Genomic DNA, 25258 nt, shown 5'->3' with positions numbered 1-25258 from the left:
GGGTTGCTCAGCTGCCGGTGGAGCCGCCGCGGCCGCGCAGGGCGGCGCGGCGGGCGCCGGCCCGGCGGCGGGCCGACGTGACCACCTCGGGGGTGGCCCCGCTCTCGTCGTCGAGCCAGCGGCCGAGGGAGGAGATGTCGCGGAAGCTGAACAGGTCGGGCACCCGGACGCGGCGGCCGAACCGCCGGGTCATCAGCCGGGCCAGCCGGATGAGCAGCAGCGAGTCGCCGCCGAGGTCGTAGAAGGCGGACCGGACGTCGATGCTCGCCGGTTCGAGGTCCAGGAGCTGACCCCAGATCTCGGACAGCGCCACCTCGGTCGGTGTGCCCGCGGCCCTCAGGGGGCGGCCGGTGTCGGCGGCGGGGGGCTCGGGGAGCGCGGCACGGTCGAGCTTTCCGCCCGGGGCCAGCGGCAGCGCGTCCAGGAACACGATCGTCGCGGGCACCATGTAGTCGGGCAGCTCGGTGGCGAGCTTCCCGGTGATGGCGGCCTGGAGAGCGCCGTCCAGCCGGACGCCGCTCCGTGCGCCGCCCTCGGGCACGACGTAACCGACGAGCCTGCGGCCCGTCACGGTCGCGGCGGCCTCCCGGACGCCGGGGCACCCGGTCAGCCGGGCCTCTACCTCCTCCAGCTCGATGCGGTAGCCGCGCAGTTTGACCTGGTGGTCGGAGCGGCCGCCGAAGCGGAGCTCGCCGTCGTCGGTGAACGAGACGACGTCACCGGTGCGGTACATGCGCTCGCCGTCCATGAACGGGTCCGGCACGAACCGTTCGGCCGTGGTGCGGGGCCGGTTGACGTAGCCGTGGGCGAGGCCGGCACCGCCGATGCAGAGCTCGCCGGACGCGCCGGCCGGCAGCTTCCGCAGGTTCTCGTCGAGCACATAGGCGCGGACGCCCGCCGACGGTGTGCCGATGGAGGGCTCACCGGTCCCGTCCCGCGCCACGAGCTTGAACGAGCAGAAGACGGTCCCCTCGGTGGGGCCGTAGGCGTTGAAGACTCGCTCGGCGCCGGTCTCCCGGTAGGCCCGGTCCACCAGCTTGCGCCGCAGGGGTTCGCCGCCGAACACGACGGTCCGCACGTTCGGTGGCAGACAGGAGGCGTCGAGCAGTCCGTTCATCACCGAGGGGACGACGTTGAGGTGGGTGATCCTGTCGGCGTACCGGCTCTCCGGCAGGTGGACGGCGCTCTCCACCAGGACGACGGCGCCGCCGCGGCACAGCGCGCCGAAGATCTCCATCACGGACATGTCGAAGCAGACCGAGCTCGCCGCCGAGACGCCGCTGAGGTCGCAGCCGTCGAAGATCCGGTCCATCGCGGACAGCATGGCGACGCAGCCGCTGTGGTGGATGGCCACGCCCTTGGGCCGGCCGGTGGAACCCGAGGTGTAGATGATGTACGCGGTGTCGCCGGGCACGACCGGCACGGGCTTCTCACCGGGCTCGGTCGTCACGGTCCCGTCCAGCAGGACCACGGTCGGGCCGGCCGGGCAGTTGGCCCGGGAGGCGGGGGTGGTCAGCAGCAGGCGGGTCCCGCTGTCGCGGACCATGAAGGACAGCCGCTCGGCCGGATACGCGGGGTCCAGCGGCAGGTAGCAGGAGCCGGCGCGCAGAGCGGCCAGGACGGCGACCAGCAGGTCGGGTGTCCGCTCGACGCAGATGCCCACCGGGACACCGGGACCGGCACCGTCCGCGACGAGCCGTTCGGCCAGCAACCGGGAGCGCGCCTCCAGTTCGCCGTAGCTCAGGACGCCGGCCTCGGAGTAGACCGCGGGCGCCAGGGGGTCCTTGACCGCTTGCCCGATGAATTCGGAGTGCAGGGTGGCGGTCACTTGTCCGCCCCCTCGGGGCGTCCGCTCGGCGCGATCTCCCGCAGCGGCAGGCCGGGTTGGGCGATCGAGTCGAAGAGTACGGTGCGGAAGAGCGCGAGCAGTGCCGTCACGGTCTGCCTCTCCAGGTAGCTCGGTTTGTACTGGATGTGGCCGGCCACCTCGCCGTCGATGTCGGCCATCGAGATCTCCAGGTCGAATTTGGCGAGGTGCCGGCGCACCGGCAGCGGTTCGAGCGGCAGGGCGCTGCCGGGCGCGATGGTGGAGCCGACGCCGTGGAAGAGCTTCACGGAGCGGGGGAAGGCGTCCGAGGACAGCCAGTTCACCACCACGTCGAACCACGGCGACCGGCCCTCGGCCCTGGCCGGCTTGAGGTGGGACGCCAGCAGGTCGAGGGGGTAGTCCATGTGTTCCAGCAGGCCGAGCGAGAAGGTGTGGACCTCGCTCAGCAGGTCGCGGAAGCTGCGCTCGCCGGACGGTTCGGCGCGTACCAGCACCGTGTTCAGGTAGTAGCCGACGGCCGACTCCCAGCCGGGTTCGCCGCGTTGGGCGATGGCGGTGGCCAGTACGGAGTCCTCGACCAGCGCCGCCCGGTTGAGCGTGGCGAAGAATCCGGCCAGTACGACGGTGCTGACCGACACGCCCTCGCGTACCGCGAACTCCCGGAGCAGCATGGACTCCTCGGCACTCCAGCGGAAGGTGAGGTCGCGGCCCTCGTAGGTGACACCGGGCGGGCGCTCCTTGGCGGACAGATCCAGGTGCGGGGGCGGATCGGCCAGCTTCCGCGACCACCACTCCAGCGCTGCCCCGGCCGCCGGTCCGGCCAGCCACTCCCGTTCCGCCGCCACGAACTCGGTGTAGGGGGCCACGGGAGCGCTCCGAGCCGGGTCGACGCCGCCGTAGAACTCCTGGAGTTCACGGATCATGACGTCGGCCGACGCGGCGTCCGACGCGATGTGGTGGACCAGGACCAGCAGGTAGTGATCCGCCGGGCCGCGGTTCATCAGCACCACCCGCACCAGTGGCCCGTTGTCCAGGTCGAGCGGCAGGTGGCCGTATTCCGCAAGCTCCTCGCGGGCCTGTTCGTCGTCCAGGTCCGTGCTGTCCACGACGGTGAACTCGTAGACCGGTTCGTCCAGGATGACCTGGACCGGGCTGCCGCCGGCCTCGACGAAGAGGGTGCGCAGGGCGGGGTGGCGCTCCACCACGGCCCGTACGGCGTCCTGGAGCGCCTCCTCGTCCACCGCGGCCCGGATCCGGGCGGTCACCATGAAGTTGTAGGGGACGGCGTCTGGGTCGACCTGCTGCATGAACCACAGGGACGTCTGGCCGTGTGACGCGGGTGCCAGTTCGAGACCGAGACTGTCGGCGCGGAGCTGCTCGGCCGCCGGCGCGTCGGTCGGGTCCAGGAGCCCGCGCGCTGCCAGCTCCTCCAGCAGCTCCTCGGCGTCGAGCTCGGGCAGATCGTCGAGGAAGGTGCCGGCCGGCCTGTCCCGGGGCCTTCGAGCCGGTACGGGCACCGCCTCGCCGGGCAGCCGCGCGGTCCGGGCCGGTTCCGGCCGGGCGGCCGGCCGCTCCGGCTCGGCCGTACCGGGCCCGGCGGCCGGGGCCGCGGGCGGGCGGCCGATCGTCGTGACGATGTGGTCGACCACCTCGGATATGGAGCGGCCGTCCAGGAACACCACCGGCGACACCCGCTGCCCGAAGAGTGCCTGGAGCCTGTTGATGAGGCGTATCGCCAGCATCGAGTCCAGGCCGAAGTCCCTGAGGGCGGCGCCTTCGTGGAATCGGGCGGCCGGTACGCCGAGCGCGTCGGCGATCTCGCCGAGGACGACGTCCTCCAGCGGCCTGCTCTCCACGGGTGCGGCCACGGGCGCCGCCACCGGCTCGTGGTCCGGTGCCTGCGCGGTCGCGCCCGCGGCGGCAGCCCGGACCGGCGCGGTGCCGGGCTCGGGTGCGGTGTCCAGCCAGTAGCGCTCCTTCTGCCACTGGACGAGCGGCGTCTCCACGACCTCGACGTCGTCGTCGAACAGCGAGTCGTAGGTCAGTGGGAGCCCCCTGACGTACAGCGAAGCGGCGGCCTCCAGCAGGCAGCGGACGTCGCTCTCGTCGCGCCGCAGCGAGCTGATCGCGTGCACCTCGGCACCGCGCGTCAGCGCGATCTCCTCGACCGCGCCGCGCAGCGTCTCGTGCGGGCCGATCTCGATCAGCGTCCCGATGCCTTCGTCGACGAGCGCGCCGATCGTCTCGGCGAACCGGACCTGGTTGCGCAGGTTGTGCACCCAGTAGTCGACGTCGGCGACCGGGTTCACCGTGCCGGCCAGTGCCGTGGATCGGAACTCGATGGTGTTCGCCAGCGGGGTGATGCCGGCGATGCTCTCGCGCAGCGGCTCGATCAGGGGGTCCATGCCGGGGCTGTGCACGGGCCGTTCGACCCGGATCCGCCTGGTCGGGACGCCGTCCCGGGCGAGGTCGGCCTCCAGGGCGCCGATGGCGTCGGGCGTGCCGGACACCGCCGCGCTCGTGGGGCTGTTCACCACGGCGATCGCCGCGTGCTCGGCGTACGGGGCGATCCTCGGCAGCAGATCCCGCTCCGGCAGGTCGACCGAGATCATGGCACCCGCGGCGGCCTTCCGTTCCAGCAGGTGCGACCGGGCGACCACCACGCGGGCGGCGTCCTCCAGCGACAGTGATCCCGCGACACAGGCGGCCGCCACCTCACCCAGGCTGTGTCCGACGACGGCGGTCGGTTCGACGCCGAGTCCGAGCCAGACCTGCGCCAGGGAGACCTGGAGGGCGAACAGGACCGGCTGCTGGAAGTCCATTTCCTCGAACCTGGCCCGGTCGGGCGGGGCGGCGAGTTCGTCGAGCACCGAGCAGCCGCCCGCCGCTCGCACGGCGGCGTCGCAGGCTTGCATCGAGGCGCGGAATCCGGCGTGCGAGCGCAGGAGCTCCCGGCCCATGCCGACCCACTGCGTGCCGCCGCCGGAGAACACCAGCGCCACCCGCCGGTCGGTGTTGCCGGCGACGGTGCCCGTGACGACATCGGGGTGCGGCTGACCGGAAGCGACCCGGGCGAGCCCGTCCAGGACGTCCTGACGGTTACGGGCGAACAGCGCGATCCGGTGGCTGTGGTGGGTGCGCCTGGCCGCGAGCGTGTAGGCGAGGTCGCAGACCCGCAGGCCCGTGTCGCGTTCGACGTGGCTGGACAGCTCACGGCAGGTGTCGGCCAGCGCGTCCGCCGTGCGCGCCGTGACCGGGACAAGACGCACCCGGTCGTCGGGCGCGGTGTCGCCCCGGCCGGGTGTGACGTGCCGCCCCCGGTCCCCCGCGGTGAACGGGCCGGGCGTGACGGGGTGGCCGGCGGCGTGCAGCGCGCCGAGCGAGCCGAGCAGTGTCCGGGCCTCGTCGGCGCCCCGCCGGAGCGAGGGCAGCGTGGCCGCGGGCAGGATCTCCGCCACGGACTTGAGGAGTACGGGATGCGGGCTGAGCTCGATCACCGCGTCGATGTCGTGGTCGCGCAGAGCCGTCAGGGCATCCACGACGCGGATCTCCCCGCGCAGGTTGTCCGCCCAGTAGTCCGGCCCGAGCTCCGCCCCGTCGACCAGTTCACCCGTCACGGTCGAGACCATCGGGACGCGGGTCGTCCGGGGCCGGATGCCGTCGAGTTCGACCCTCAGCGGGTCGAGGACGTGGTCGACCAGCGACGAGTGCGGTGCGTGGCCCATCCGTACCCGGTGGCTCGTGATGCCCTCTTCGGTGAGCTGCCCGACCAGTGTGTCGATCTCCTGCGGTGTGCCGGTGACCAGGGTGGAGTTCGGGCCGTTGCGGCCGGCGACCGCGAGCCGGCCGGTCAGGTACTTCCTGACCGCGTCGGCGTCGGTCGTCACGACGATGCCCTCGCCCCGCCCGACGGCCAGCTGCTGGAGGAGCCTGCCGTGGCCCGCGGCCAGGCGGGAGGCGTCCTCGAAGTCGAGTGCGCCGGCGATGTGCGAGGCCGCGAACTCACCGACGCTCTGGCCCACGACGACGTCCGGCTCGACCCCCAGCGACCGCCAGGCGTCGGCCAGCGCGACCTGGATGCAGAACAGCAGCGGCTGGAAGACGTCCATGTCGTCGATGCGGCCGTCGGCGGCCAGCATCTGGTCGACGAGCGAGAAGCCCAGCAGCTTCCGCATCCGCTTGTCGGAACGCGTCATGGACCGCCGGAACACGGGCATACCGGCGAGCAGTTGCCTGCCCATGCCCAACCACTGCGAGCCGTTGCCCGAGAACAGGAACGCCACGCGCGGCCCGCGTCCGGCCGGCTCCCCGACGCTCAGCCCGTCCATGGCCGTGCCGGCGGTGAAGGCGTCGAGCTGGGCCCGGAGTTCGGTCATGTCGCGGGCCGCCGCCGCGAGCCGGAAGCCACCGTCACCGGGCGTCCGGGCGCAGACCGCCCGCAGGTCGTTGTCGTCACGCAGTGCGCGGGCACGCGCGGCCAGGGCTTGCCCGGAGTCCTCGGCCAGCAGGAGGAGCGAGGTCTCGGGCCGGGGCAGCTCCTCGACGGCGACATGGCATATCGCCCCGCCGAAGCCGAACGAACTGACGCCCGCCCGGCGCGCGTCGGACCGCCGGGGCCACGGCGTCAGCCGGTCCTGGACGGTCAGGTTGTACGCGTCGAACATGATCTGCGGGTTCGGGGCGGCGTAGTGCAGGCTCGGCGGCAGCACCCCGTTGCGGATCGACAGCGCCAGTTTGACCAGGCCGACGATGCCGGCTGCCGCTTCCAGGTGCCCGACGTTGGACTTGACGGAGCCGAGCCGCAGCGGCTCCGTGCGGTCCCCGCCCAGGACGGCGCCGATGGCATTGGCCTCGATCGGGTCACCGAGGGGCGTCGCGGAGCCGTGGCACTCGATGTAGTCCACGAGGGACGGCGCGATGCCGGCCCGGCGGTAGGCGTTGCGGAGCATCAGCTCCTGGGCCTGGGGGTTCGGCGCGGTCATGCCGTTGCTCAGGCCGTCGTTGTTGGACGAGCTGCCCTTGATCAGGCAGTAGACCGGAAGATCGCGTTCCAGGGCCACGCTCAGCGGGGCGAGCAGGACGACTCCGGCGCCCTCTCCGCGGACGTAGCCGTCGGCCCGTGCGTCGAACGACTTGCAGCGGCCGTCCGGGGCGAGCGCGCCCATCTGGGCCATGGCGGTGTAGTAGTCGGAGACGAAGCTCAGATTCACCCCGCCGGCGAGCACGAGTTCGCTCTCGCCCATCCAGATCGACTGGCATCCCACGTGCACGGAGACCAGCGATCCGGCGCAGGCCGCGTCGATGGCCATGCTGGGGCCTTGCAGTCCGAGGGCGTAGGAGACGCGGTTGGCGATGATGCCGTCGTGCATGCCGGTCGCGGTGTGCGGGGTGATCCGGGCGTCGGGGCCGCGGTAGTGCGCCAGCGCCGCGTAGTCGCCCCAGCAGGAGGCCATGAACACGCCGGTGTCGCTGCCGACGAGGCTGTGGGGCGCGACCCCCGCGTCCTCCAGTGCCTCCCAGGCCAGTTCGAGCACCAGACGCTGCTGCGGGTCCATCTGGACGGCTTCGCGGGGTGAGATGCCGAAGAACAGCGGGTCGAAGCGGTCGATGTCGTCGATGAAGCCGCCCCAGCGCACCGCGTCGCCCAGAAGCTCGCGCCGGGCCGCCGGCACCGGTCCGACGGCGTCGCGGCCCTCGGAGAGCAGCTGCCAGAACGAGGTGGGGTCCGGGCCGCCGGGGAACCGGCAGCCGATGCCCACGATCGCGATGGGCTCGTGCGCCGCCACCCGCCGCTCGCCGCTGCCCGGCGCGGGATCCGCCGCCCGGGGACCGTCCACGAGCGCACGGGCCAGCGCGTCGACGGTCGGGTACTGCCACATCCAGGTGAGCGGAACCTTCCGGCCGAGGAATTCGGACAGTGAGGCCGAAATGGTCGAGAGCTTCAGCGAGTCCAGGCCGTACTGGTGCATCGGTGCCCACCGGTCCACTGTGTCCCTGGGCAGGTCCATCACATCGGCAATACGGGACAGGAGGAAGTCTGATGTGGCGTGCACATCTCTTGCTGCGCGCTCGTGGGGCATTTCGGCTCCTCGGCAGGACAAATGAAATGTACGGGTGGAGCTTGCGGCCGGCTGATCAAGGGCGCGGAAACTCCGTCAGCCATGCGATAGCGGTGGGACCGAAGCGGGCGTGACACAAAAGCGTCGAGGCCGGAAAGCGAGGCCGGGCCGGTGGCGCTGGAAATGATCAGCCGGTGTCCGGATGGCCGGTCATGAGCAGGGAAACGTACCGGAAGATTTGCTTCCGCCGTAGGCGGGTGCCGTGTGCGGTTACATGTGGGGAAGCCCTCCGGGCACCCTCAGGAGGGGCCCCTCAGGGGCAATGAGGTCCGTGTCGTTCCGGACGGTCCGTCCCGTCCGAGACAGAAGGACATGGTTGCCGAAATACGAATACGCGCACTGAGACCCAACCCCCGTCAAGCCGTCCTGGCTGAATCAGATCGCGACCTGATTCAGGATCACTGCCCGGCGATCCAACCACCGTGGTACGCCTGGCCGAGCTGATCCGCGACCGCGCCGTCCTTGCCGACGTGCGGGCGGAGCCGAACACCTCATCCGCGCTGCCGGCCGGCATGTGTCTGGATTCGATCCGTCCAGGTCAAGGGGTATGCGGATTGACGTGGACGGCGGCACTTGCCCGACCGGCGGGAATCAGACTGCCATTCGAGGAATGGCGAGACAAGAGTGCCCGGAGGTGCGGAAGGTACGGTGGCGCGATTTAGACCCTGAGGCGTGGGATTCGCTGTCTTTCCCCTCGCCGCCGGCAGATGGTCCGGACGCCGTGGGCAACGGTGGGCATCCACGCTCAACACGGGTCAATGCCGACGTGAATCCGGCCCTCGCCGCCGATGCATTTCGGCCGTCGGCAACACAAACCGGGCTCTATCCCTTCCCCGTGAAAATGTCCGTTGTGGGTGTGTCGGAGGTGACCGGATTTGAACCCGCGCCACATTTATTCGCTAATTTTCGGCCGACGAATGGTTGGGTGAAGCGGTTCGGACCGGACTCCGGCGCCCTATTCACCGGCGCGGCCTGGACAGGCGGTGGGCGGCATTGCAGCATGCTCGGCATGAAATCCATGGACCACAGAGCGGTGTCGGCCGGCAGCCGCGTCCCGGTGAGGGGAACCGGACAGCCGGGACTCGCCACCGCGCGGGCGTCCGGTGCCGACGCGCCCTTACCCGGATGTTCACCGCGGCGTCCAGCGGTCGCGTCCTTCGACGGTGGCGCGTTCGCCGGGAGGGCCGCGTGACGGGTACGGGGGTGGTGCCACGCCGACGGCCGGGCCTGGCACTCGGAGTGCTGGCCGGGGCACTCGCACTGGACGTGAGCGGGCTCGGGGTGCTCAACGCGGCCCTGCCGTCCGTCGGGGAACGGTTCCGCCTGGACGACGCCACGCTCCAGTGGGTCATGATCGCGTATGCCGTCGCGTTCGCCGGCTTCCTGCTGGTGGGCGGCCGGCTGGCCGATGTGTTCGGCCGGCGGCGGGTGTTCGAGGCCGGGATCGCCCTGTTCACCGTGGCCGCGCTGGCCGGCGCCCTGGCACCGGACATCGCGGTGCTGCTCGGCGCGCGGGCGGCGCAGGGCATCGGCGCGGCCCTGTCCGGTCCGGCCGCACTGGCCCTGCTGACCGAGGTGTTTCCGGCCGGCCCGGCCCGTAACCGGGCGTTCAGCGTGTACGCGGCGGTGGGCGCCGCGAGCTTCAGCGGCGGTGTGCTGCTGGGCGGTGTGCTCACCCAGTTCTTCGGCTGGCGCTCGGTGCTGTGGTTCTCGGTCGTGGTGGGGGTCGCGGTGCTGGCCACGACGCGCGCGGGACTGCCCGCCGGTGTCGCGCGCGGCGGGCGGCTGGACCTGCCGGGGGCGATATCGGGCACGCTCGGTCTGACCCTGCTGGTCGTCGGCGTGAGCAGCAGCGGCGCGGTGGTCTGGAGCGCGCTCAGCGCCGCGGTGGTCTTCCTGGTGCTCTTCGTCGTACGTGAACTGCGCACCGCCGACCCGGTGCTTCCCCTCGGCCTCTTCCGTATCCCGTCGGTGCGGGCGGCGAGTCTGGCGGCGTTCCTCCAGTACATGGGCTCGGTCGGGATGCTGTTCTTCGCGCCGCTGTATCTGCAGGGGATGCTGAAGTACTCCCCGCTCGAATCCGGTCTGGCGCTGGTGCCGATGTCGTTGGCCGTGTTTCTCACCGCCAACTACGCCACCGGGCGCCTGCTGGCCACGTACACCCCGCACGCGCTGATGGCCGTCGGACTCGTCCTGATCGGCGTGGGAACGGGGCTGTGGATGAGCACACCGCATCACGGCAGCTACGCGCTGCACGTGCTGCCGGGCCTGGTGATCAGCGGCATCGGGCAGGGGCTGAACTTCCCCTCGATGACGTCCGCCGGTCTCACCGGGGTCGAGCCGGAGGGGCACGCGGTCGCCGGTGCCGTGAACGTCGTGGCCCAGCAGATCGGCTCCAGCGTCGGAGTCGCGGTCATGGTCCTGGTCGCGGCGACCAGCGACGACCAGCTGACCGGCTACCACCTGGCCTACCTGACAGCGGCGGTCGCCTGTGTGGCCGGGGCGGTCACCATCACGCTCGCGCGGCGGCGGGTGGCGTGAAGCCGGCGGGCGCCGGCCCGGACAGCTCTCCTCCGGGGCGGGCACCGCCCCGGAAGGGGAGCCGAAGCTCCCGCCCGTCCTCGGGTGCGCCCAGGGTCACGGCCACACCAGGCAGTACGCCTGGTGCCCCGCGTCGTGCAGCCGGTGCGAGAAGTCCTGCCACTCGTGGAGCAGCTGGTAGACGTTGAACGCGTCGCGCGGGCCGCCGCGGTCCGGGACCGTGGACCAGATGAAGGCGGCGGCGCCGACCGATTCCTCGCCCACGCCGCGCAGCGGGTCCACGACCGTCATCGGAAGCTTGACCACCGCGTAGTCGGGGTGCAGGACGACCAGCTCCAGCGGCGGGACCTTGTGCAGAGGTATGCCCTGTATGCCGGTGAGGACCATCGCGGCCACCGTCTCCGGCTTGATCTTGGTGAACATGCCGCCCATGCCCAGCTCGTCCCCGCCGAGCTCCTCCGGGCGCATGGAAATGGGCACACGGGCGGCGGTGGCCCCGTCGGGAGCCCCGAAATACTTGTAGGTCACCCCCACCCGGCCACCACTCCTGCTCCCGGCTCCATCGCTCGTCTGCGCCTCACCGGCCTGTATGGCCTGTTTGCGCTCGGCCTCGCGCCGGTGCCGACCACGCCGGGCAGGCTCGGGCCCCGGGCCGTCGGTCCCTTCGCCCACTCCGCCACCGCGATGCATATCTCATCCACCCGACTACTCACTGGGAGGCACAGCCCCCGCCGTGCAACCCGATCATCGTGTCAGTGACCTCCCCCACGGGCGTGCGGTGAAACACCTGTCCGCAAAGACCGTCCGTGGCTCTGACACCATGGCATGTGTGAGCTTTCCCTATGACGCCCCAGTTTCGCAGACGCTTTTCGACCGCGCGTCCCTCGTGACGCCCGGCGGCGTGAACTCTCCCGTCCGTGCGTTCCGGGCCGTGGGCGGTACGCCCCGGTTCATGGTGTCCGGTACCGGTCCGTACCTGACCGACGCGGACGGACGTGAGTACGTCGACCTCGTGTGCTCGTGGGGGCCGATGATCCTCGGCCATTCCCACCCCGAGGTCATCGCCGCAGTCCAGGAGGCCGTCGCCCGCGGCACCTCGTTCGGTACGCCCGGCGAGGGCGAGGTCGCGCTCGCCGAGGAGATCGTCGCGCGCGTCGAGCCGGTCGAGCAGGTGCGGCTGGTGTCGTCCGGGACCGAGGCGACCATGTCCGCGATCCGCCTCGCCCGCGGCTTCACCGGCCGGGCCAAGGTCGTGAAGTTCGCCGGCTGCTACCACGGCCACGTCGACGCGCTGCTCGCCGCGGCCGGTTCCGGGGTGGCGACCTTCGGGCTGCCGGACACGCCCGGGGTCACCGGTGCCCAGGCGGGCGACACGATCGTGCTGCCGTACAACGACCTGGAGGCCGTGCGTGCCGCGTTCGCCGCGCGGCCCGGCGAGATCGCGTGCGTGATCACCGAGGCGTCGCCGGGCAACATGGGCGTCGTGCCGCCGCTGGACGGTTTCAACGCGGGGCTCAAGGAGCTCTGCGCCGCCAACGGGGCCCTGTACATCTCCGACGAGGTGATGACCGGTTTCCGTACGTCGAAGGCCGGCTGGTTCGGCGTCGACGGGGTGCGGCCCGACCTCATGACGTTCGGCAAGGTCATGGGCGGCGGCTTCCCGGCCGCGGCGTTCGGCGGCCGCGCCGATGTGATGGCCCACCTGGCGCCGGCCGGGCCCGTCTACCAGGCGGGGACGCTGTCCGGCAATCCGGTCGCCACCGCCGCGGGGCTCGCGCAGTTGCGGCTGCTGGACGACGCCGCGTACGCCAGGGTCGACGCGGTCTCCGCCGAGATCCGGGGTCTGGTGAGCGCCGCCCTGGACAAGGAGGGCGTCGCGCACACCGTCCAGGCGGCGAGCAATATGTTCTCCGTCTTCTTCACCGACGAGCCCGTCCGTAATTACGAGGACGCCAAGGCGCAGGAAGCCTTCCGCTTCACGCCGTTCTTCCACTCGATGCTGGCGCAGGGTGTCTACCTCCCGCCGTCCGCCTTCGAGTCGTGGTTCGTCTCCACCGCCCACGACACGCAGGCCGTCGAGCGCATCGCCGCCGCCCTGCCCGCCGCCGCCCGCGCCGCATCGGAGGCCACCGCATGAGCGAGAACGCCGACACGAAACGCCAGGACATCACCGTCGTCCATCTGATGCGCCACGGCGAGGTGCACAACCCGGAAGGCGTCCTCTACGGGCGCCGGCCCGGCTACCACCTCTCCGAGCTGGGGCGGAAGATGGCCGACCGGGTGGCCGAGCACCTGGAGAAGCGCGACATCACCCATGTCGTCGCCTCCCCGCTGGAACGTGCCCAGGAGACGGCGACGCCGGTCGCCAAGGCGCACGGCCTGGACCTCGCCACCGACGAGCGGCTCATCGAGGCCGCCAACGTCTTCGAGGGCAAGACCTTCGGCGTCGGTGACGGGGCGCTGCGCAAGCCGGACAACTGGAAGCACCTGACCAACCCGTTCCGGCCGTCCTGGGGCGAGCCGTACATCGAGCAGGTCGTCCGGATGATGGGCGCGCTGGACGCCGCGCGGGACGCGGCCCGGGGGCACGAGGCGGTCTGTGTCAGCCACCAGCTGCCGATCTGGATCGTGCGCAGCTTCGTGGAGCGGCGGCGGCTGTGGCACGACCCGCGCAAGCGGCAGTGCACCCTCGCCTCGCTGACCAGCTTCACGTACCGGGGCGACAAGATCGTGTCCGTGGGGTACTCGGAGCCGGCCCGGGATCTGGTCCCCGCGCATCTGCTGGCGGGCGCGAAGCCGGTGAAGGGCGCGTCGAAGGGGGTTGGGGCGTAGCGGCCCCGGCGGGCCGGAGCTTTCGGCCCGGGTCCGCGCCGACGGCGGTCGGCGCAGGGCCCGGGCCACCCTCTTTGGGTGGTTTTGCCCCCACTCGTCGGCTAGGACCTGTGTTCGGTCAAGGGTTGGGGCTGGTTCCGTAAAGAATTGTGTGCTAAACGGGGGAACCTCTGTGTGGCTTCACTCATCTAAGGCTTTGCCAGTTTGTATGTACTTGAGGCAAAACGACCGCAGATGGGAAGCCGCATGCGAGAGATCAGCCGAAGAGGACTGCTGGGCGCCGGGCTCGGGGCCGCTGCCGCCGCCGGGATCGCGGGCTGCAGTACCGCCGGCTCGTCCGACACCGGGAGCGGTGGACCCGACAAGGGTGCCACCGGCGAGAAGGCGGCCGGCGGGACCTCCAAGGGCTCCGGGACCAAGAAGAAGGACGTCCGCGCCATCGGGGACGGTTCCACCGCCGACACCGGGAAGCAGCCGAAGCAGCCGCAGGCCCCCCTCCCGCTGGAGCCGGGCCAGAAGCCGCCGCAGTTCGTGATCTTTTCCTGGGACGGGGCCGGCGAGGTCGGCAACGGGCTGTTCCCGCGCTTTCTGGAACTCGCCCGGGAACACGACGCGTCGATGACCTTCTTCCTCTCCGGCCTCTATCTGCTCCCGGAATCGAAGAAAACCCTCTACCGCCCGCCGGGCAACCCCGTCGGCGCCTCCGACATCGGCTATCTCACCGACGGCCACATCAAGGAGACGCTCAAGAACGTCCGCCAGGCCTGGCTCGACGGCCACGAGATCGGCACCCACTTCAACGGGCATTTCTGCGCGGGCTCCGGATCGGTCGGCAACTGGACCCCGGCCCAGTGGCAGAGCGAAATCGACCAGGCGATCTCCTTCGTCACCGAATGGCGCACCAACACCGGCTGGAACGACGAGGAATCGCTCCCCTTCGATTACCGCAAGGAACTCGTCGGAGGCCGCACCCCCTGTCTGCTCGGACAGGACAACCTGCTGCCCACCGCGAAGAAGCTGGGCTGGCGCTACGACGCCAGCTCGCCCGGCGGCACCCAGGTCTGGCCCACCAAGCGCCAGGGCGTATGGGACCTGCCGCTCCAGGGCATCCCCTTCCCCGGGCACACCTTCGAAGTCCTCTCCATGGACTACAACATCCTGGCCAACCAGTCGCAGAACTCCACCAAGGGAATGCCCTCCCGCTATCCCGGCTGGCGCGAGCAGGCCACGCAGTCGTACCTCGCCGGATTCAAGCGCGCCTACGAGACGAACCGCGCGCCCTTCTACATCGGAAACCACTTCGAGGAGTGGAACGGCGGCATCTATATGGACGCCGTCGAAGACGCGCTCAAGCACATCGCCGGGAAACAGGATGTGCGCCTCGTCTCCTTCCGGCAGTTCGTGGACTGGCTCGACGTCCAGGACCCGGCGGTCCTCGCCAAGCTCCGTACCCTTCAGGTCGGAGAGGCGCCCGCGGGCGGCTGGAACACCTTCTTTAAACAGGCCTGACAACGGGCTTTACGGGCACCGAGGGGGGTGCCCAAGATCCCCGAAACCGCCATGCGAAACTTTTCACATGAGCCATGGCCGCGCACCCCGACGCCGCTTCACCCTGCTCGCCGCCCCCCTGGCGGCCGCCGCGCTCGCGGTGACGCTGACCGCGTGCGACTCGGGCAACCAGACCAGTGGCGGCGGCGACACCAACTTCGTCACGAGCAACAGCGGGATCGCGACCGCGGCCAAGGACGAGCGCGTCGACGCACCGCCCCTCGACGGCGAGACCCTGGACGGCGAGAAGCTCGACCTCGCCGACTACAAGGGCAAGATCATCGTCCTCAACGCCTGGGGCTCGTGGTGCGCCCCCTGCCGGCTGGAATCGAAGTACTTCAACAAGGTGGCCAAGGAGACCGAGGACCAGGGCGTCCAGTTCGTCGGGATCAACACCCGCGACAACTCCCGGTCCAACGCCATCAGCTTCGAGGAGGAACACGGGGTCGTCTACCCGAGCTTCTACGACCGGACCGGGAAGCTCCTGCTGCGCTTCCCCAAGGGCACCTTCAAGCTCCAGTCCATCCCCTCGACCGTCGTCATCGACCGGGACGGCAAGCTCGCCGCCCGCTACGTCGGCCCGCTGGACGACACCCAGCTGCACAAGATGATCGACCCGTTGATCGCGGAGAAGTGATCAGGTGATCACCCTCGCCGCCGCCATGCAGAACGACACGGTCCTGAGCGGGGCCCTCCTGGTCGCCCTGCCCATCGCCCTGCTCGGCGGGCTCGTCTCCTTCTTCTCGCCCTGCGTCCTGCCGCTCGTCCCCGGCTACCTCAGCTACGTCACCGGGGTCAGCGGCGCCGACCTCGCCGAGGCCCGGCGCGGCCGCATGGTCGCCGGCGCCTCGCTGTTCGTCGTCGGCTTCACCGCCGTCTTCGTCTCCGGCGGCGCCCTCTTCGGCTACTTCGGCGACACGCTCCAGGAGAACAGCGGACCCCTCACCAAGGTCCTCGGCGTGCTCATGATCCTCATGGGCGTCTTCTTCATGGGCCTCATGCCGTGGATGACCCAGCGCGAATTCCGCATCCACCGCAAGCCGGTGACCGGCCTGGTGGGCGCCCCGCTGCTCGGCGCCCTCTTCGGCATCGGCTGGACGCCGTGCCTCGGCCCCACGCTCAGCTCGGTGTCCATCCTCGCGATGGACCAGGGCACCGCCGGGCGCGGCGCCATACTGACCGTCGCCTACTGCCTGGGCCTGGGCATCCCCTTCGTGCTCGCCGCCGTCGCCTTCCGCAAGGCGCTCGGCGCGTTCAGCTGGGTCAAGCGCCACTACGCCTGGGTCATGCGCATCGGCGGCGGCATGATGATCGTGACCGGGCTGCTCCTGCTGACCGGTGTGTGGGGCAGCATGATGCAGGAACTGCAGGGCTGGTCGACCGGCTTCACGGTGGGGATCTGAGTACCAATGAGCAACACCACGTCCAACCCTTCGTCCAGCCCTTCCCAGGAGCGGGACCAGGAGCAGGAGCAGGAGCGGGACCAGCGGGAGCAGGAGAACGCCCGTGAGCTCGGCGCCGCCGGCTCCCAGCTCTCCACCGCCCCGCGCGAGGAGGCCATGGCGGACCTGCCCGCCATGGGCGTCATCGGCTGGGCCCGCTGGTTCTGGCGCCAGCTCACCTCGATGCGGGTCGCCCTGATCCTGCTCTTCCTGCTGTCGCTCGGCGCCATCCCCGGCTCGCTGATCCCGCAGAACAGCGTGGACGAACTCAAGGTGCAGACGTTCAAGGACGCGCACACCGTCGTCACGCCGATCTACGAGAAGCTCCAGTTCTTCGACGTCTACAGCTCGGTGTGGTTCTCCGCGATCTACATCCTGCTGTTCGTCTCGCTGATCGGCTGCATCGTGCCGCGCACCGGCACCTTCGTCGGCCAGCTGCGCAGCCGCCCGCCGGGCGCTCCGAAGCGCCTCACCAGGCTGCCCGCGTACACCACCTGGCGCACCGGGGCCGAGCCCGAGCAGGTCCGCGAGGCCGCCCTCAGGATGATGCGCAAGCGGCGCTACCGGGCCCACGTCACCGGGAACGCCGTCGCCGCCGAGAAGGGCTACCTGCGCGAGGCAGGCAACCTGATCTTCCACATCGCGCTCATCGTGATGCTGATCGCCTTCGCCTGGGGGCAGCTGTTCAAGTCCGAGGGCGCCAAGCTGGTCGTCGAGGGCGACGGGTTCTCCAACACGATCACCCAGTACGACGACTTCAAGTCCGGCTCGCTCTTCGACAACGACTCGCTGGTCCCGTTCAGCTTCACCCTGGACGACTTCATCGGCACGTACGAGCGCGAGGGTCCGCAGGTCGGCACGCCGCGCACGTACGAGGCGCACGTCACGTACTCCGAAGGGGCCTACGGCGAGCCGCAGAAGAAGGTCATCAAGGTCAACGAACCCCTCGTCGTCGACGGCACCAAGGTCTACCTCAACGCCCACGGCTACGCGCCCGTCGTCTCCGTCAAGGACGGCCGGGGCAAGGAGGTCTACAAGGCCGCCGTGCCGCTGCTGCCCATCGACAACAACGTCACCTCGACCGGCGCCATCAAGGTCATGGACGGCTACCGCGACAAGAACGGCAAGAAGGACCAGCTGGGCTTCCAGGCGTTCTTCGTGCCGACCTTCGCCGGCAACGGCCAGGGCACGATGTTCTCGCAGTTCCCCGCCGCCGACATGCCCGTCCTCGCGCTCAACGGCTACCACGGATCGCTCGGCGTCAACTCCGGCATCGCGCAGAACGTGTACCAGCTGGACAAGACGAAGATGACGGAGTTCAAGGGCTCCGACGGCAAGCAGCTCAAGGAACGCCTCCTCGTCGGCGAGACGATGAAGCTGCCCGACGGGGCCGGCTCCATCACCTTCGAGGGCATCCAGGAGTGGGCCAGCTTCCAGATCTCCGAGCAGCCCGCCAGCGGCTGGGCGCTCACGGGGGCGATCGGCGCCATCGCCGGACTCGCCGGCTCGCTGTTCATCCAGCGCCGCCGCGTCTGGGTCCGGGCCGTGCGTGGCGCCGACGGCGTCACCGTCGTGGAGATGGCGGGGCTCGGCCGCAGCGAGTCCGCGAGACTTCCCGAGGAGCTGGCCGATCTCGCGGTCACGCTCAACGCCGAGGCGCCCACCGCGCCCGACACCGAAACGGACGCCGCCGAGGCGTCCACCGCAGAGCCTGCCGAAGGGGCTGAGAAGTGAATCTCGCCGCCGCAACGAACGAGAACCTCGCGCACACCAGCAATGTGCTGATCTATTCGTCGATGGCCGTCTACACCCTGGCCTTCTTCGCGCACATCGCGGAGTGGGTGTTCGGCAGCCGCAGCAAGGTCGGCCGCACCGCCGCCGCGCTCACCACCGAGGAAGCCGCCGCCGGCACGGTGAAGGTCCAGGTCGCACAGAAGGGCGGGGGCACCGCCGTACTGGAACGGCCGAAGGTCGTGACCCGGTCCGCGGCAGGCTCCCGTGACGTCCCGGACGGCCCCGGCGCCGCCGGAGGCACGTTCAAGGGCGACCTCTACGGGCGGATCGCGGTCTCCCTGACCGTGCTCGCCTTCCTCGTGGAGGCCGGCGGTGTCGTCACCCGCGCCCTGTCCGTACAGCGCGCCCCCTGGGGCAACATGTACGAGTTCTCCATCACCTTCTCCACGGTGGCGGTCGGCGTCTACCTCGCCCTGCTCGCGCTGAAGAAGAACGTCCGCTGGATGGGGCTGCTGCTGATCACCGCCGTCCTGCTGGACCTCGGTCTGGCGACCACGGTGCTCTACACCTCCAGCGACCAGCTGGTGCCCGCGCTGCACTCGTACTGGCTGTGGATCCACGTCTCCACCGCCATCATCTGCGGCGCCGTGTTCTTCATCGGCGGCATCGGCACCCTCATCTACCTCTTCCGCGACAGCTACGAGAACAAGATCGCCAGTGGCGGGGAGCCGGGCGCCTTCGCCCACTCCGTGCTCTCCCGGATGCCTTCCGCGTCGAGCCTGGACAAGTTCTCGTACCGGATCAACGCCGCCGTCTTCCCGCTGTGGACGTTCACGATCATCGCGGGCGCGATCTGGGCCGGGGACGCCTGGGGCCGCTACTGGGGCTGGGACCCCAAGGAGGTCTGGTCCTTCATCACCTGGGTCGCCTACGCCGCCTACCTGCACGCCCGCGCCACCGCCGGCTGGAAGGGCCGCAAGGCCGCCTACCTGGCGCTGATCGCCTTCGGCTGCTGGATCTTCAACTACTACGGCGTCAACATCTTCGTCACCGGCAAGCACTCCTACGCCGGAGTCTGACGCCCCCCCCCCGCACGACGGCTGCCCGCCACCCGGAGGACCGGGGGGCGGGCAGCCGTCGTGCGGGGGGCCGGTGGTTACGAGGCCTCGGGACCGTTCTCGCGGCGCTTCAGCTCCTCCTCGCGGCGGCGCAGGTCCGCCTCCCAGTCCTTGAGGTCAGCCTCGTCCTTCCGGGGCCCGTCCTCCCGGGGCTCGTCCTTCAGCGACTTCAGGAAGTCCGGGTTGTCGTCCGGCGCCACCCACTGCTGCCGCCGGCCCCGGGGCCAGTCGGACGGCGCACGGCCCCCGGCGGGCGCCTCGCGCACCTTGCCCGCGGCCAGCCACACGATCGGGCCGACGATCCAGAACAGCAGGATGATGAAGACCCAGGCGATCTTCGGCAGGTGCTTGGCCTCGTCCTCCGGGGTGTTCAGGCAGTCGATGAACGCGAAGATCGTGAGCGCCAGCGGCAGAAGGTAGATCAGAGCCCGGAGCATGGTGGAAAAGTCCCCCCGAGGAGAGTTGGCGGGGCAATGTCCCGCCCCGGTGACGGGCCCAGAGTAGCCGGTGGCCCCGCCGCGGACCGTGTGACGAATCAACGTCGTGACAATGACCATACGGTCTGAATTACAGGATATCCGGACGCACATGGTTGATTGGGCGCAGACGGCTCGCTCTCCGCGGACCGCTCCACCTCGCCGTTCCCCGTGAGGTGTCCGAGTCCGTCAGGGCATGCGAAGGGTTTGCGTCGTGGCTGCCACGGTGACCGATTTCCACTACGGCGCGGTGACTCCCCTCGCCGCCTATCTGATGGCCGTCCTGGGCTCCGCCCTCGGCCTGCGCTGCACGGTCCGCTCCGTACGCAAGGGGCCGCGCGGCAAGAAGAACGGCTGGCTCTCCCTGGCCGCGGTGTCCCTGGGCTGCGGCATCTGGACCATGCACTTCATCGCGATGATGGGCTTCCGTGCCGACGGCACGGACATCTCGTACGACACCCGGCTGACGCTGCTGAGCCTCGTCGTCGCCATCGCCGTCACCGCGATCGGCGTCTTCCTCGTCGGGCACCTGGGCGCGGGCCCCAAGATCCTGGCCTCGGCCGGAGTGCTCATGGGCCTCGGCGTCGCCGCCATGCACTACATCGGCATGTCCGCCCTCCAGGTGCACGGCCGCATGCGCTACGACACGGTGACGGTGTCCCTGTCCGTGCTGATCGCCGTGGCCGCCGCCACCGCGGCCCTGTGGGCGGCGGTCACCGTGCGGGGCCTGTGGTCGAGCATCGGCGCCAGTCTCGTGATGGGTATCGCCGTCACCGGCATGCACTACACGGGCATGGCCGCCGTGAGCGTGGACGTCGACCACACGGCGGGCACGCACGCCCAGTCCTCGATCGACCAGCTCTCCTTCCTGCTCACCATGGTCGCCGGCCCCGTCATCATGCTCGTCGTCGCGGCGACCGTCGTCATGTTCGACCCCGATCTCGTGCTCGGCGACGAACCGTCGCCCGCGCCCCGCTGACGCCGTACCGGCTCCTTCGGCCGCCAACGCGGGGAGCCCCGGCGGCCGCCGTCCGGGGGGATGTCAAACTGGACAGCATGGCTTACGACGATCTTCGTTCCCTCCTCCGGGCTCTGGAGCGCGAGGGCGAGCTCAAGCGCATCAAGGCAGAGGTCGACCCCTACCTGGAGGTCGGTGAGATCGTCGACCGGGTGAACAAGGCCGGCGGGCCCGCGCTGCTCTTCGAGAACGTCCAGGGGTCGTCGATGCCCCTGGCCATGAACGTCTTCGGCACCGACAAGCGGCTGCTCAAGGCGCTCGGGCTGAAGTCCTACGGCGAGATCAGCGACAAGATCGGCGGGCTGCTCAAGCCCGAGCTGCCGCACGGCTTCGTCGGGGTGCGGGAAGCCTTCGGCAAGCTCGGCACGATGGTCCACGTACCGCCGAAGAAGGTGAAGAGCGAGAACGCGCCCGTCCAGGAGGTCGTCCTGACCGGCGACGACGTCGACCTGGACCTGCTGCCCGCCCTGTTCACCTGGCCCAAGGACGGCGGCTCCTTCTTCAACCTGGGCCTCACCCACACCAAGCACCCGGAGACCGGCGTCCGCAACCTCGGGCTCTACCGGCTCCAGCGGCACGACCGGCGCACCATCGGGATGCACTGGCAGATCCACAAGGACAGCCGCAACCACTACCAGGTCGCCGCCCGGCGCGGGGAGCGGCTGCCGGTCGCCATCGCGTTCGGCGCGCCGCCGGCCGTCACGTACGCCTCCACCGCGCCGCTGCCCGGGGACATCGACGAGTATCTGTTCGCCGGGTTCATCCAGGGCAAGCGCATCGAAATGGTCGACTGCAAGACCGTGCCGCTCCAGGTCCCGGCCAACGCCGAGGTCGTCATCGAAGGGTGGCTGGAGCCCGGCAAGACGCTCCCCGAGGGGCCGTTCGGCGACCACACCGGCTTCTACACCCCGCAGGAACCGTTCCCCGCACTGACGATCGACTGCGTGACCATGCGCAAGCGGCCGCTGCTCCAGTCGATCGTGGTGGGCAGGCCGCCGACCGAGGACGGGCCGCTGGGGCGCGCCACCGAGCGGTTCTTCCTGCCGCTGCTGAAGATCATCGTGCCGGACATTGTGGACTACCACCTGCCGGAGTCCGGCGGCTTCCACAACTGCGCGATCGTCTCGATCGACAAGAAGTACCCGAAGCACGCGCAGAAGGTGATGAGCGCCATCTGGGGCGCGCACATGATGTCGCTGACCAAGCTGATCGTCGTCGTGGACTCCGACTGCGATGTCCACGATCTGCACGAGGTGTCCTGGCGGGCGCTCGGCAACACGGACTACGCCCGCGACCTGACGGTCTCCGAGGGCCCGGTGGACCACCTCGACCACGCCTCCTACCAGCAGTTCTGGGGCGGCAAGGCGGGGATCGACGCGACGAAGAAGTGGCCCGAGGAGGGCTACACCCGGGACGGGGGCTGGCCGGACATGGTCGAGTCCGACCCGGAGACGGCCGAGCGGGTCACGCGACGCTGGAAGGAGTACGGGCTGTGAGCGCCGCCGAAGCGACCCTGGGCTCCGGGCCCGCGCAGCCGAGCAGCAGGGTCAAGGCGTTCCTGCGGCTCGTGATGATCGAGCACTCGGTCTTCGCGCTGCCCTTCGCCTACATCGCCGCCCTGACCGCGATGTTCCGGGTGGACGGGACCATCCACTGGGGCACGCTGCTGCTCGTCACGCTCGCCATGGTCGGGCTGCGGACCTTCGCGATGGCCGCGAACCGGATCATCGACCGCGAGATCGACGCCCGTAACCCGCGGACCGCCACCCGCGAGCTGGTGACCGGTGCGGTGTCGGTGAAGTCGGCGTGGACGGGGGCGCTCGTCGCCGTCGTCGTGTTCCTCGGGGCCGCGGCCCTGCTGAACCCGCTGTGCCTGGCGCTGGCGCCGGTCGCCGTGATCCCGATGGTCGTCTACCCGTACGGCAAGCGGTTCACGAACTTCCCGCACGCGATCCTGGGGCTCGCCCAGGCCATCGGGCCCATCGGCGCCTGGCTGGCGGTGACGGGCAGCTGGTCGTGGGACGCGGTCATCCTGGGCCTGGCCGTCGGCATCTGGATCGGCGGCTTCGACCTGATCTTCGCCTGCCAGGACGTGCGCGCCGACCGGGCGCACGGGGTGCTCTCCTTCCCGGCGCGCTTCGGTATCCCGGCCGCGCTGTGGGGGGCGCGGGTCTGCCACGTCGTGACGACGGGGCTGCTGGTCTGGTTCGGCCTGGCGACGGACGCGGGGGTCCTCTACTGGGCGGGCATGGTGATCGTCGCCGTGGCCTTCGTGTACGAGCACCGGGTGGTGCGGCCGCACGACCTGTCGCGGCTGAACCGGGCGTTCTTCTCGGTGAACGGCTTCATCGGCATAGCGCTCTTCGTCTGCGCGCTGCTGGACCTGGTGGTGCGCGGGCTCACGGTGTGAGCGCGCGGGGGGTGGTGGAGCGGCGCAGCGCGAAGGCCGCCACCACCCCGCCTATCAGCCCGAAGAGGTGGCCCTGCCAGCTGACGCCGGGGTCGGTGGGCAGGACGCCCTGGAGCAGCGAGCCGTACACCACGGCGACGATCAGCCCGACGACCACGTCGAGCGGGCGGCGGTCCACGAAGCCGCGGACCAGCAGGTAGCCGAAGAGGCCGAAGACCACGCCCGACGCGCCGAGGGTGATGGTGTGGGCGGGGGCGGTGAGCCAGACGCCGAGGCCGCCGATCAGGATCACGGTGAGCACCACGCCGGCGAAGCGGCGCAGACCGCCGAGCGCGGCTATGAAGCCCAGGACCAGCAGCGGGACGCTGTTCGACGCGACGTGGGCCCAGCCGTCGTGGAGGAAGGCGGCGGGCACGATGTCGAGCAGTTCGCCGGGCTCGCGGGGGCTGATGCCGTGGTCGTCGAGGCCGTGTCCGGTCGCGAGGTCGATGGCCTCCAGGACCCAGAGCAGCCCGACCCAGCCCAGCACGACCGCGCCGGCCGTCAGGGCCCGGTAGCCGGTCCTCACGCGGACGTCCGCACATCGGTCATGGCAGGACCCACCCCCCTTCACTCCTCGGAACGTACCGGACCCCTCGGACAGTTCCGGGTGCCGTGCGCCGGATAGGCTCGGGGGTGTGGATTCCCGGACTTCAGCGAGTCAGCAGCAGCGAATGCCTTGGATTGTCGGGGTTTCCGGCGCTTCGGGCACGCCATTCGCGGCCGCGGTGCTGCGGGGGCTGCTGGCGGCGGGGGAGAGCGTCGACCTGGTGGTGAGCCGGGCCTCGCGGCTGACCCTGCTGGACGAGACGGGGATCGCCTACCGCGACGCGCACTGGCGCGAGGACCTGGCCGGCTGGCTGGCCCGGGGGGCGGACGGCAAGCCGGACACCTTCGACGTGGACGTGTCCGGCGTACGGCACTGGGCGGCCGGTGATCTGGCCGCGGGGCCGTCCTCGGGGTCGTACCCCGCCAAGGGGATGCTGATCGTCCCGGCGTCGACGGCGTGCGTGGCGGGGGTGGCGCTCGGGCTCTCGAAGGACCTGTTGCAGCGGGCCGCGAGCGTGACGCTCAAGGAGCGGCGGAAGCTGGTCGTCGCGGTCCGCGAGACGCCGTTGAACGGGCAGACGCTGAAGCATCTGGTGGCCCTGGACGAGGCGGGCGCGGTCGTGCTGCCCGCCTCTCCGGGGTTCTACGCGGGGGCGACGCACATCCAGGACCTGGTGGACTTCGTCGCGGGGCGGGTGCTGGACGCGGCGGGGGTGCCGCATCAGCTGTACCGCCGCTGGAAGGGGGAGCTGGGTGGCGGCTTTGGGGGCTGACCCGGGTGGGGTCAGCGCTTCTTGGGGGCGCGCGGGCCGCGGGTCCGGTCGACCCGGAGGGCGGCGGCGGGGTGGTGGGCACGCGAGCGGTTGGCCAGGTCCTGCAGCTCGCGCATCCGGGCGTAGGCCATCTCGATCGTGTACACGGTGCTATCACTCCTGAAGATTCGAAAGCGTTTTTTGATTAAGCGGGAAGATTTGCAGGTGTCAATGCCTGCACGCCTTAGATTCTACACGTAGACTTGCTGTACTGCTAAACAATGGAAGGTTTCAGTCACATGGACGCGGTGGACAGGCAGCTCATCCAGGCCCTCCGGGAGAACGGCAGGGCCTCGTACGCCGAGCTCGGACGGCTCGTCGGGCTCTCCGGGCCCAGCGTCACCGACCGCATCAACCGGCTGGAATCGGCCGGTGTCATCACCGGCTACCGCGCCACCGTGGACGCGGCCTCGCTCGGCCTCGGCGTGACGGCCCTGATCGGCATCTCGCTCTCCGACGCCGCCGACCACGAGGACGTGGCGCGCCGGCTGAAGGACCTCGCGGAGATCGAGGACGCCTGGTTCATCGCGGGCGACGACTCCTACATGCTCAAGGTCCGCGTCGGCGACGTGGACGGCCTGGAGCGGACGATCCGCCGGCTCAGCGGCACCAAGGGCGTCTCGCGCACCCGCACCACGATCGTGCTGTCCACCAAGTGGGAGAACCGGGTCGGGGAGCTTCCCGAGGAGGGCTGAGCGCCGCGGCGGCCAAGGGCGGGGCGGACCTTGGCCGCCGCGGCACTAGGCGTACGGTGGGCGGGGTTCGGTCACGGAGAGAAATGGGAGGCGCCCT

General features: G+C 70.4%; 19 protein-coding genes. 13 read left to right on the top strand and 6 right to left on the bottom strand.

From position 1 onward, the window contains the following. Positions 1-7: 7 nt before the first annotated feature. Complete coding sequence (locus P8A18_RS14105; protein ID WP_306054708.1) at positions 8-1828, bottom strand: non-ribosomal peptide synthetase; 1821 nt, start codon at positions 1826-1828, stop codon at positions 8-10. Further along, positions 1825-7881 (bottom strand): polyketide synthase, encoded by a 6057-nt coding sequence (locus tag P8A18_RS14100; RefSeq protein ID WP_306054706.1) that lies wholly within the window; start codon positions 7879-7881, stop codon positions 1825-1827. Before P8A18_RS14100 ends, P8A18_RS14105 begins: the two co-directional genes overlap by 4 nt. A 1254-nt stretch (positions 7882-9135) precedes the next feature. Between P8A18_RS14100 and P8A18_RS14095 the strand changes: the two genes are divergently transcribed. Next, complete coding sequence (locus P8A18_RS14095) at positions 9136-10488, top strand: MFS transporter (RefSeq protein ID WP_306054704.1); 1353 nt, start codon at positions 9136-9138, stop codon at positions 10486-10488. 96 nt (positions 10489-10584) lie between these two features. Here the strand turns inward: P8A18_RS14095 and P8A18_RS14090 are convergent, their stop codons facing one another. Continuing rightward, positions 10585-11178, bottom strand: coding sequence for a hypothetical protein (locus P8A18_RS14090; protein WP_306054703.1), 594 nt, complete (start codon positions 11176-11178; stop codon positions 10585-10587). 130 nt (positions 11179-11308) lie between these two features. Between P8A18_RS14090 and hemL the strand changes: the two genes are divergently transcribed. The 7 genes from hemL to ccsB all read left to right on the top strand — a co-directional run bounded on the left by hemL (position 11309) and on the right by ccsB (position 19123). Continuing rightward, positions 11309-12625, top strand: a complete 1317-nt coding sequence (hemL, locus tag P8A18_RS14085) for a glutamate-1-semialdehyde 2,1-aminomutase (RefSeq protein ID WP_078622559.1) — start codon at positions 11309-11311, stop codon at positions 12623-12625. Further along, on the top strand, positions 12622-13320 hold the full coding sequence (locus P8A18_RS14080) for a histidine phosphatase family protein (protein ID WP_306054700.1): 699 nt from the start codon (positions 12622-12624) through the stop codon (positions 13318-13320). The genes hemL and P8A18_RS14080 overlap by 4 nt, the downstream gene beginning before the upstream one ends. Positions 13321-13566: 246 nt before the next feature. After that, positions 13567-14829 carry a polysaccharide deacetylase family protein gene (locus tag P8A18_RS14075; protein WP_306054698.1) on the top strand — a complete coding sequence of 421 codons (1263 nt, stop codon included), beginning with the start codon at positions 13567-13569 and terminating at the stop codon, positions 14827-14829. A 67-nt stretch (positions 14830-14896) separates the two neighbouring features. Further along, positions 14897-15505 carry a TlpA family protein disulfide reductase gene (locus tag P8A18_RS14070; protein WP_306054696.1) on the top strand — a complete coding sequence of 203 codons (609 nt, stop codon included), beginning with the start codon at positions 14897-14899 and terminating at the stop codon, positions 15503-15505. Positions 15506-15509: 4 nt separating this feature from the next. Then, on the top strand, positions 15510-16271 hold the full coding sequence (locus P8A18_RS14065; RefSeq protein WP_018552204.1) for a cytochrome c biogenesis CcdA family protein: 762 nt from the start codon (positions 15510-15512) through the stop codon (positions 16269-16271). Between the two features lie 6 nt (positions 16272-16277). Continuing rightward, positions 16278-18044: a cytochrome c biogenesis protein ResB gene (gene resB / locus P8A18_RS14060; protein ID WP_306054693.1), complete on the top strand. Its 1767-nt coding sequence runs from the start codon at positions 16278-16280 to the stop codon at positions 18042-18044. Further along, positions 18041-19123 carry a c-type cytochrome biogenesis protein CcsB gene (gene ccsB, locus P8A18_RS14055; RefSeq protein WP_306054691.1) on the top strand — a complete coding sequence of 361 codons (1083 nt, stop codon included), beginning with the start codon at positions 18041-18043 and terminating at the stop codon, positions 19121-19123. The genes resB and ccsB overlap by 4 nt, the downstream gene beginning before the upstream one ends. Positions 19124-19200: 77 nt before the next feature. Here ccsB and P8A18_RS14050 read toward each other — a convergent pair whose 3' ends face one another. Then, entirely contained in the window at positions 19201-19599 is a 399-nt protein-coding gene (locus P8A18_RS14050) for a PLD nuclease N-terminal domain-containing protein (RefSeq protein ID WP_306054690.1), read from the bottom strand. 253 nt (positions 19600-19852) lie between these two features. Between P8A18_RS14050 and P8A18_RS14045 the strand changes: the two genes are divergently transcribed. The 3 genes from P8A18_RS14045 (at position 19853) to mqnP (ending at position 23066) form a co-directional block, all read left to right on the top strand. Continuing rightward, positions 19853-20617 (top strand): MHYT domain-containing protein, encoded by a 765-nt coding sequence (locus P8A18_RS14045; RefSeq protein ID WP_018552200.1) that lies wholly within the window; start codon positions 19853-19855, stop codon positions 20615-20617. A 77-nt stretch (positions 20618-20694) separates the two neighbouring features. Next, positions 20695-22152, top strand: coding sequence for a menaquinone biosynthesis decarboxylase (locus tag P8A18_RS14040; RefSeq protein WP_306054688.1), 1458 nt, complete (start codon positions 20695-20697; stop codon positions 22150-22152). Next, complete coding sequence (mqnP, locus tag P8A18_RS14035; RefSeq protein WP_306054686.1) at positions 22149-23066, top strand: menaquinone biosynthesis prenyltransferase MqnP; 918 nt, start codon at positions 22149-22151, stop codon at positions 23064-23066. The genes P8A18_RS14040 and mqnP overlap by 4 nt, the downstream gene beginning before the upstream one ends. On the opposite strand, the gene P8A18_RS14030 is transcribed toward mqnP, so the two are convergent. Next, the gene (locus tag P8A18_RS14030) at positions 23056-23634 is read right to left on the bottom strand and encodes a rhomboid family intramembrane serine protease (RefSeq protein WP_306054684.1); all 579 of its coding nucleotides are present in this window, start codon (positions 23632-23634) and stop codon (positions 23056-23058) included. The genes mqnP and P8A18_RS14030 overlap by 11 nt on opposite strands. A 109-nt stretch (positions 23635-23743) precedes the next feature. Here P8A18_RS14030 and P8A18_RS14025 point away from each other — a divergent pair, with 109 nt between their 5' ends. Further along, entirely contained in the window at positions 23744-24427 is a 684-nt protein-coding gene (locus tag P8A18_RS14025; RefSeq protein WP_511101552.1) for a UbiX family flavin prenyltransferase, read from the top strand. Between the two features lie 11 nt (positions 24428-24438). Here the strand turns inward: P8A18_RS14025 and P8A18_RS14020 are convergent, their stop codons facing one another. After that, positions 24439-24573 (bottom strand): hypothetical protein, encoded by a 135-nt coding sequence (locus P8A18_RS14020; RefSeq protein ID WP_306054680.1) that lies wholly within the window; start codon positions 24571-24573, stop codon positions 24439-24441. A 132-nt stretch (positions 24574-24705) separates the two neighbouring features. On the opposite strand from P8A18_RS14020, the gene P8A18_RS14015 reads away from it, so the two are divergent. Beyond that, positions 24706-25161 carry an Lrp/AsnC family transcriptional regulator gene (locus tag P8A18_RS14015; protein ID WP_018552194.1) on the top strand — a complete coding sequence of 152 codons (456 nt, stop codon included), beginning with the start codon at positions 24706-24708 and terminating at the stop codon, positions 25159-25161. The last annotated feature ends 97 nt before the right edge of the window (positions 25162-25258 follow it).

The sequence above is a fragment of the Streptomyces sp. Mut1 genome, assembly GCF_030719295.1.
GTDB lineage: Bacteria > Actinomycetota > Actinomycetes > Streptomycetales > Streptomycetaceae > Streptomyces > Streptomyces castrisilvae.
Note: the sequence above shows the minus strand (reverse complement) of the source record. Positions and strands in the feature narration are given on the sequence as shown.

Excerpts from the sequence above, each read along its gene's own strand:
- P8A18_RS14090 (WP_306054703.1), bottom strand. The coding sequence starts at position 11,178 with ATGCATCGCGGTGGCGGAGTGGGCGAAGGGACCGACGGCCCGGGGCCC.
- hemL (WP_078622559.1), top strand. The coding sequence starts at position 11,309 with ATGGCATGTGTGAGCTTTCCCTATGACGCCCCAGTTTCGCAGACGCTT.
- P8A18_RS14080 (WP_306054700.1), top strand. The coding sequence starts at position 12,622 with ATGAGCGAGAACGCCGACACGAAACGCCAGGACATCACCGTCGTCCAT.
- P8A18_RS14075 (WP_306054698.1), top strand. The coding sequence starts at position 13,567 with ATGCGAGAGATCAGCCGAAGAGGACTGCTGGGCGCCGGGCTCGGGGCC.
- P8A18_RS14070 (WP_306054696.1), top strand. The coding sequence starts at position 14,897 with ATGAGCCATGGCCGCGCACCCCGACGCCGCTTCACCCTGCTCGCCGCC.
- resB (WP_306054693.1), top strand. The coding sequence starts at position 16,278 with ATGAGCAACACCACGTCCAACCCTTCGTCCAGCCCTTCCCAGGAGCGG.
- P8A18_RS14050 (WP_306054690.1), bottom strand. The coding sequence starts at position 19,599 with ATGCTCCGGGCTCTGATCTACCTTCTGCCGCTGGCGCTCACGATCTTC.
- P8A18_RS14040 (WP_306054688.1), top strand. The coding sequence starts at position 20,695 with ATGGCTTACGACGATCTTCGTTCCCTCCTCCGGGCTCTGGAGCGCGAG.
- P8A18_RS14015 (WP_018552194.1), top strand. The coding sequence starts at position 24,706 with ATGGACGCGGTGGACAGGCAGCTCATCCAGGCCCTCCGGGAGAACGGC.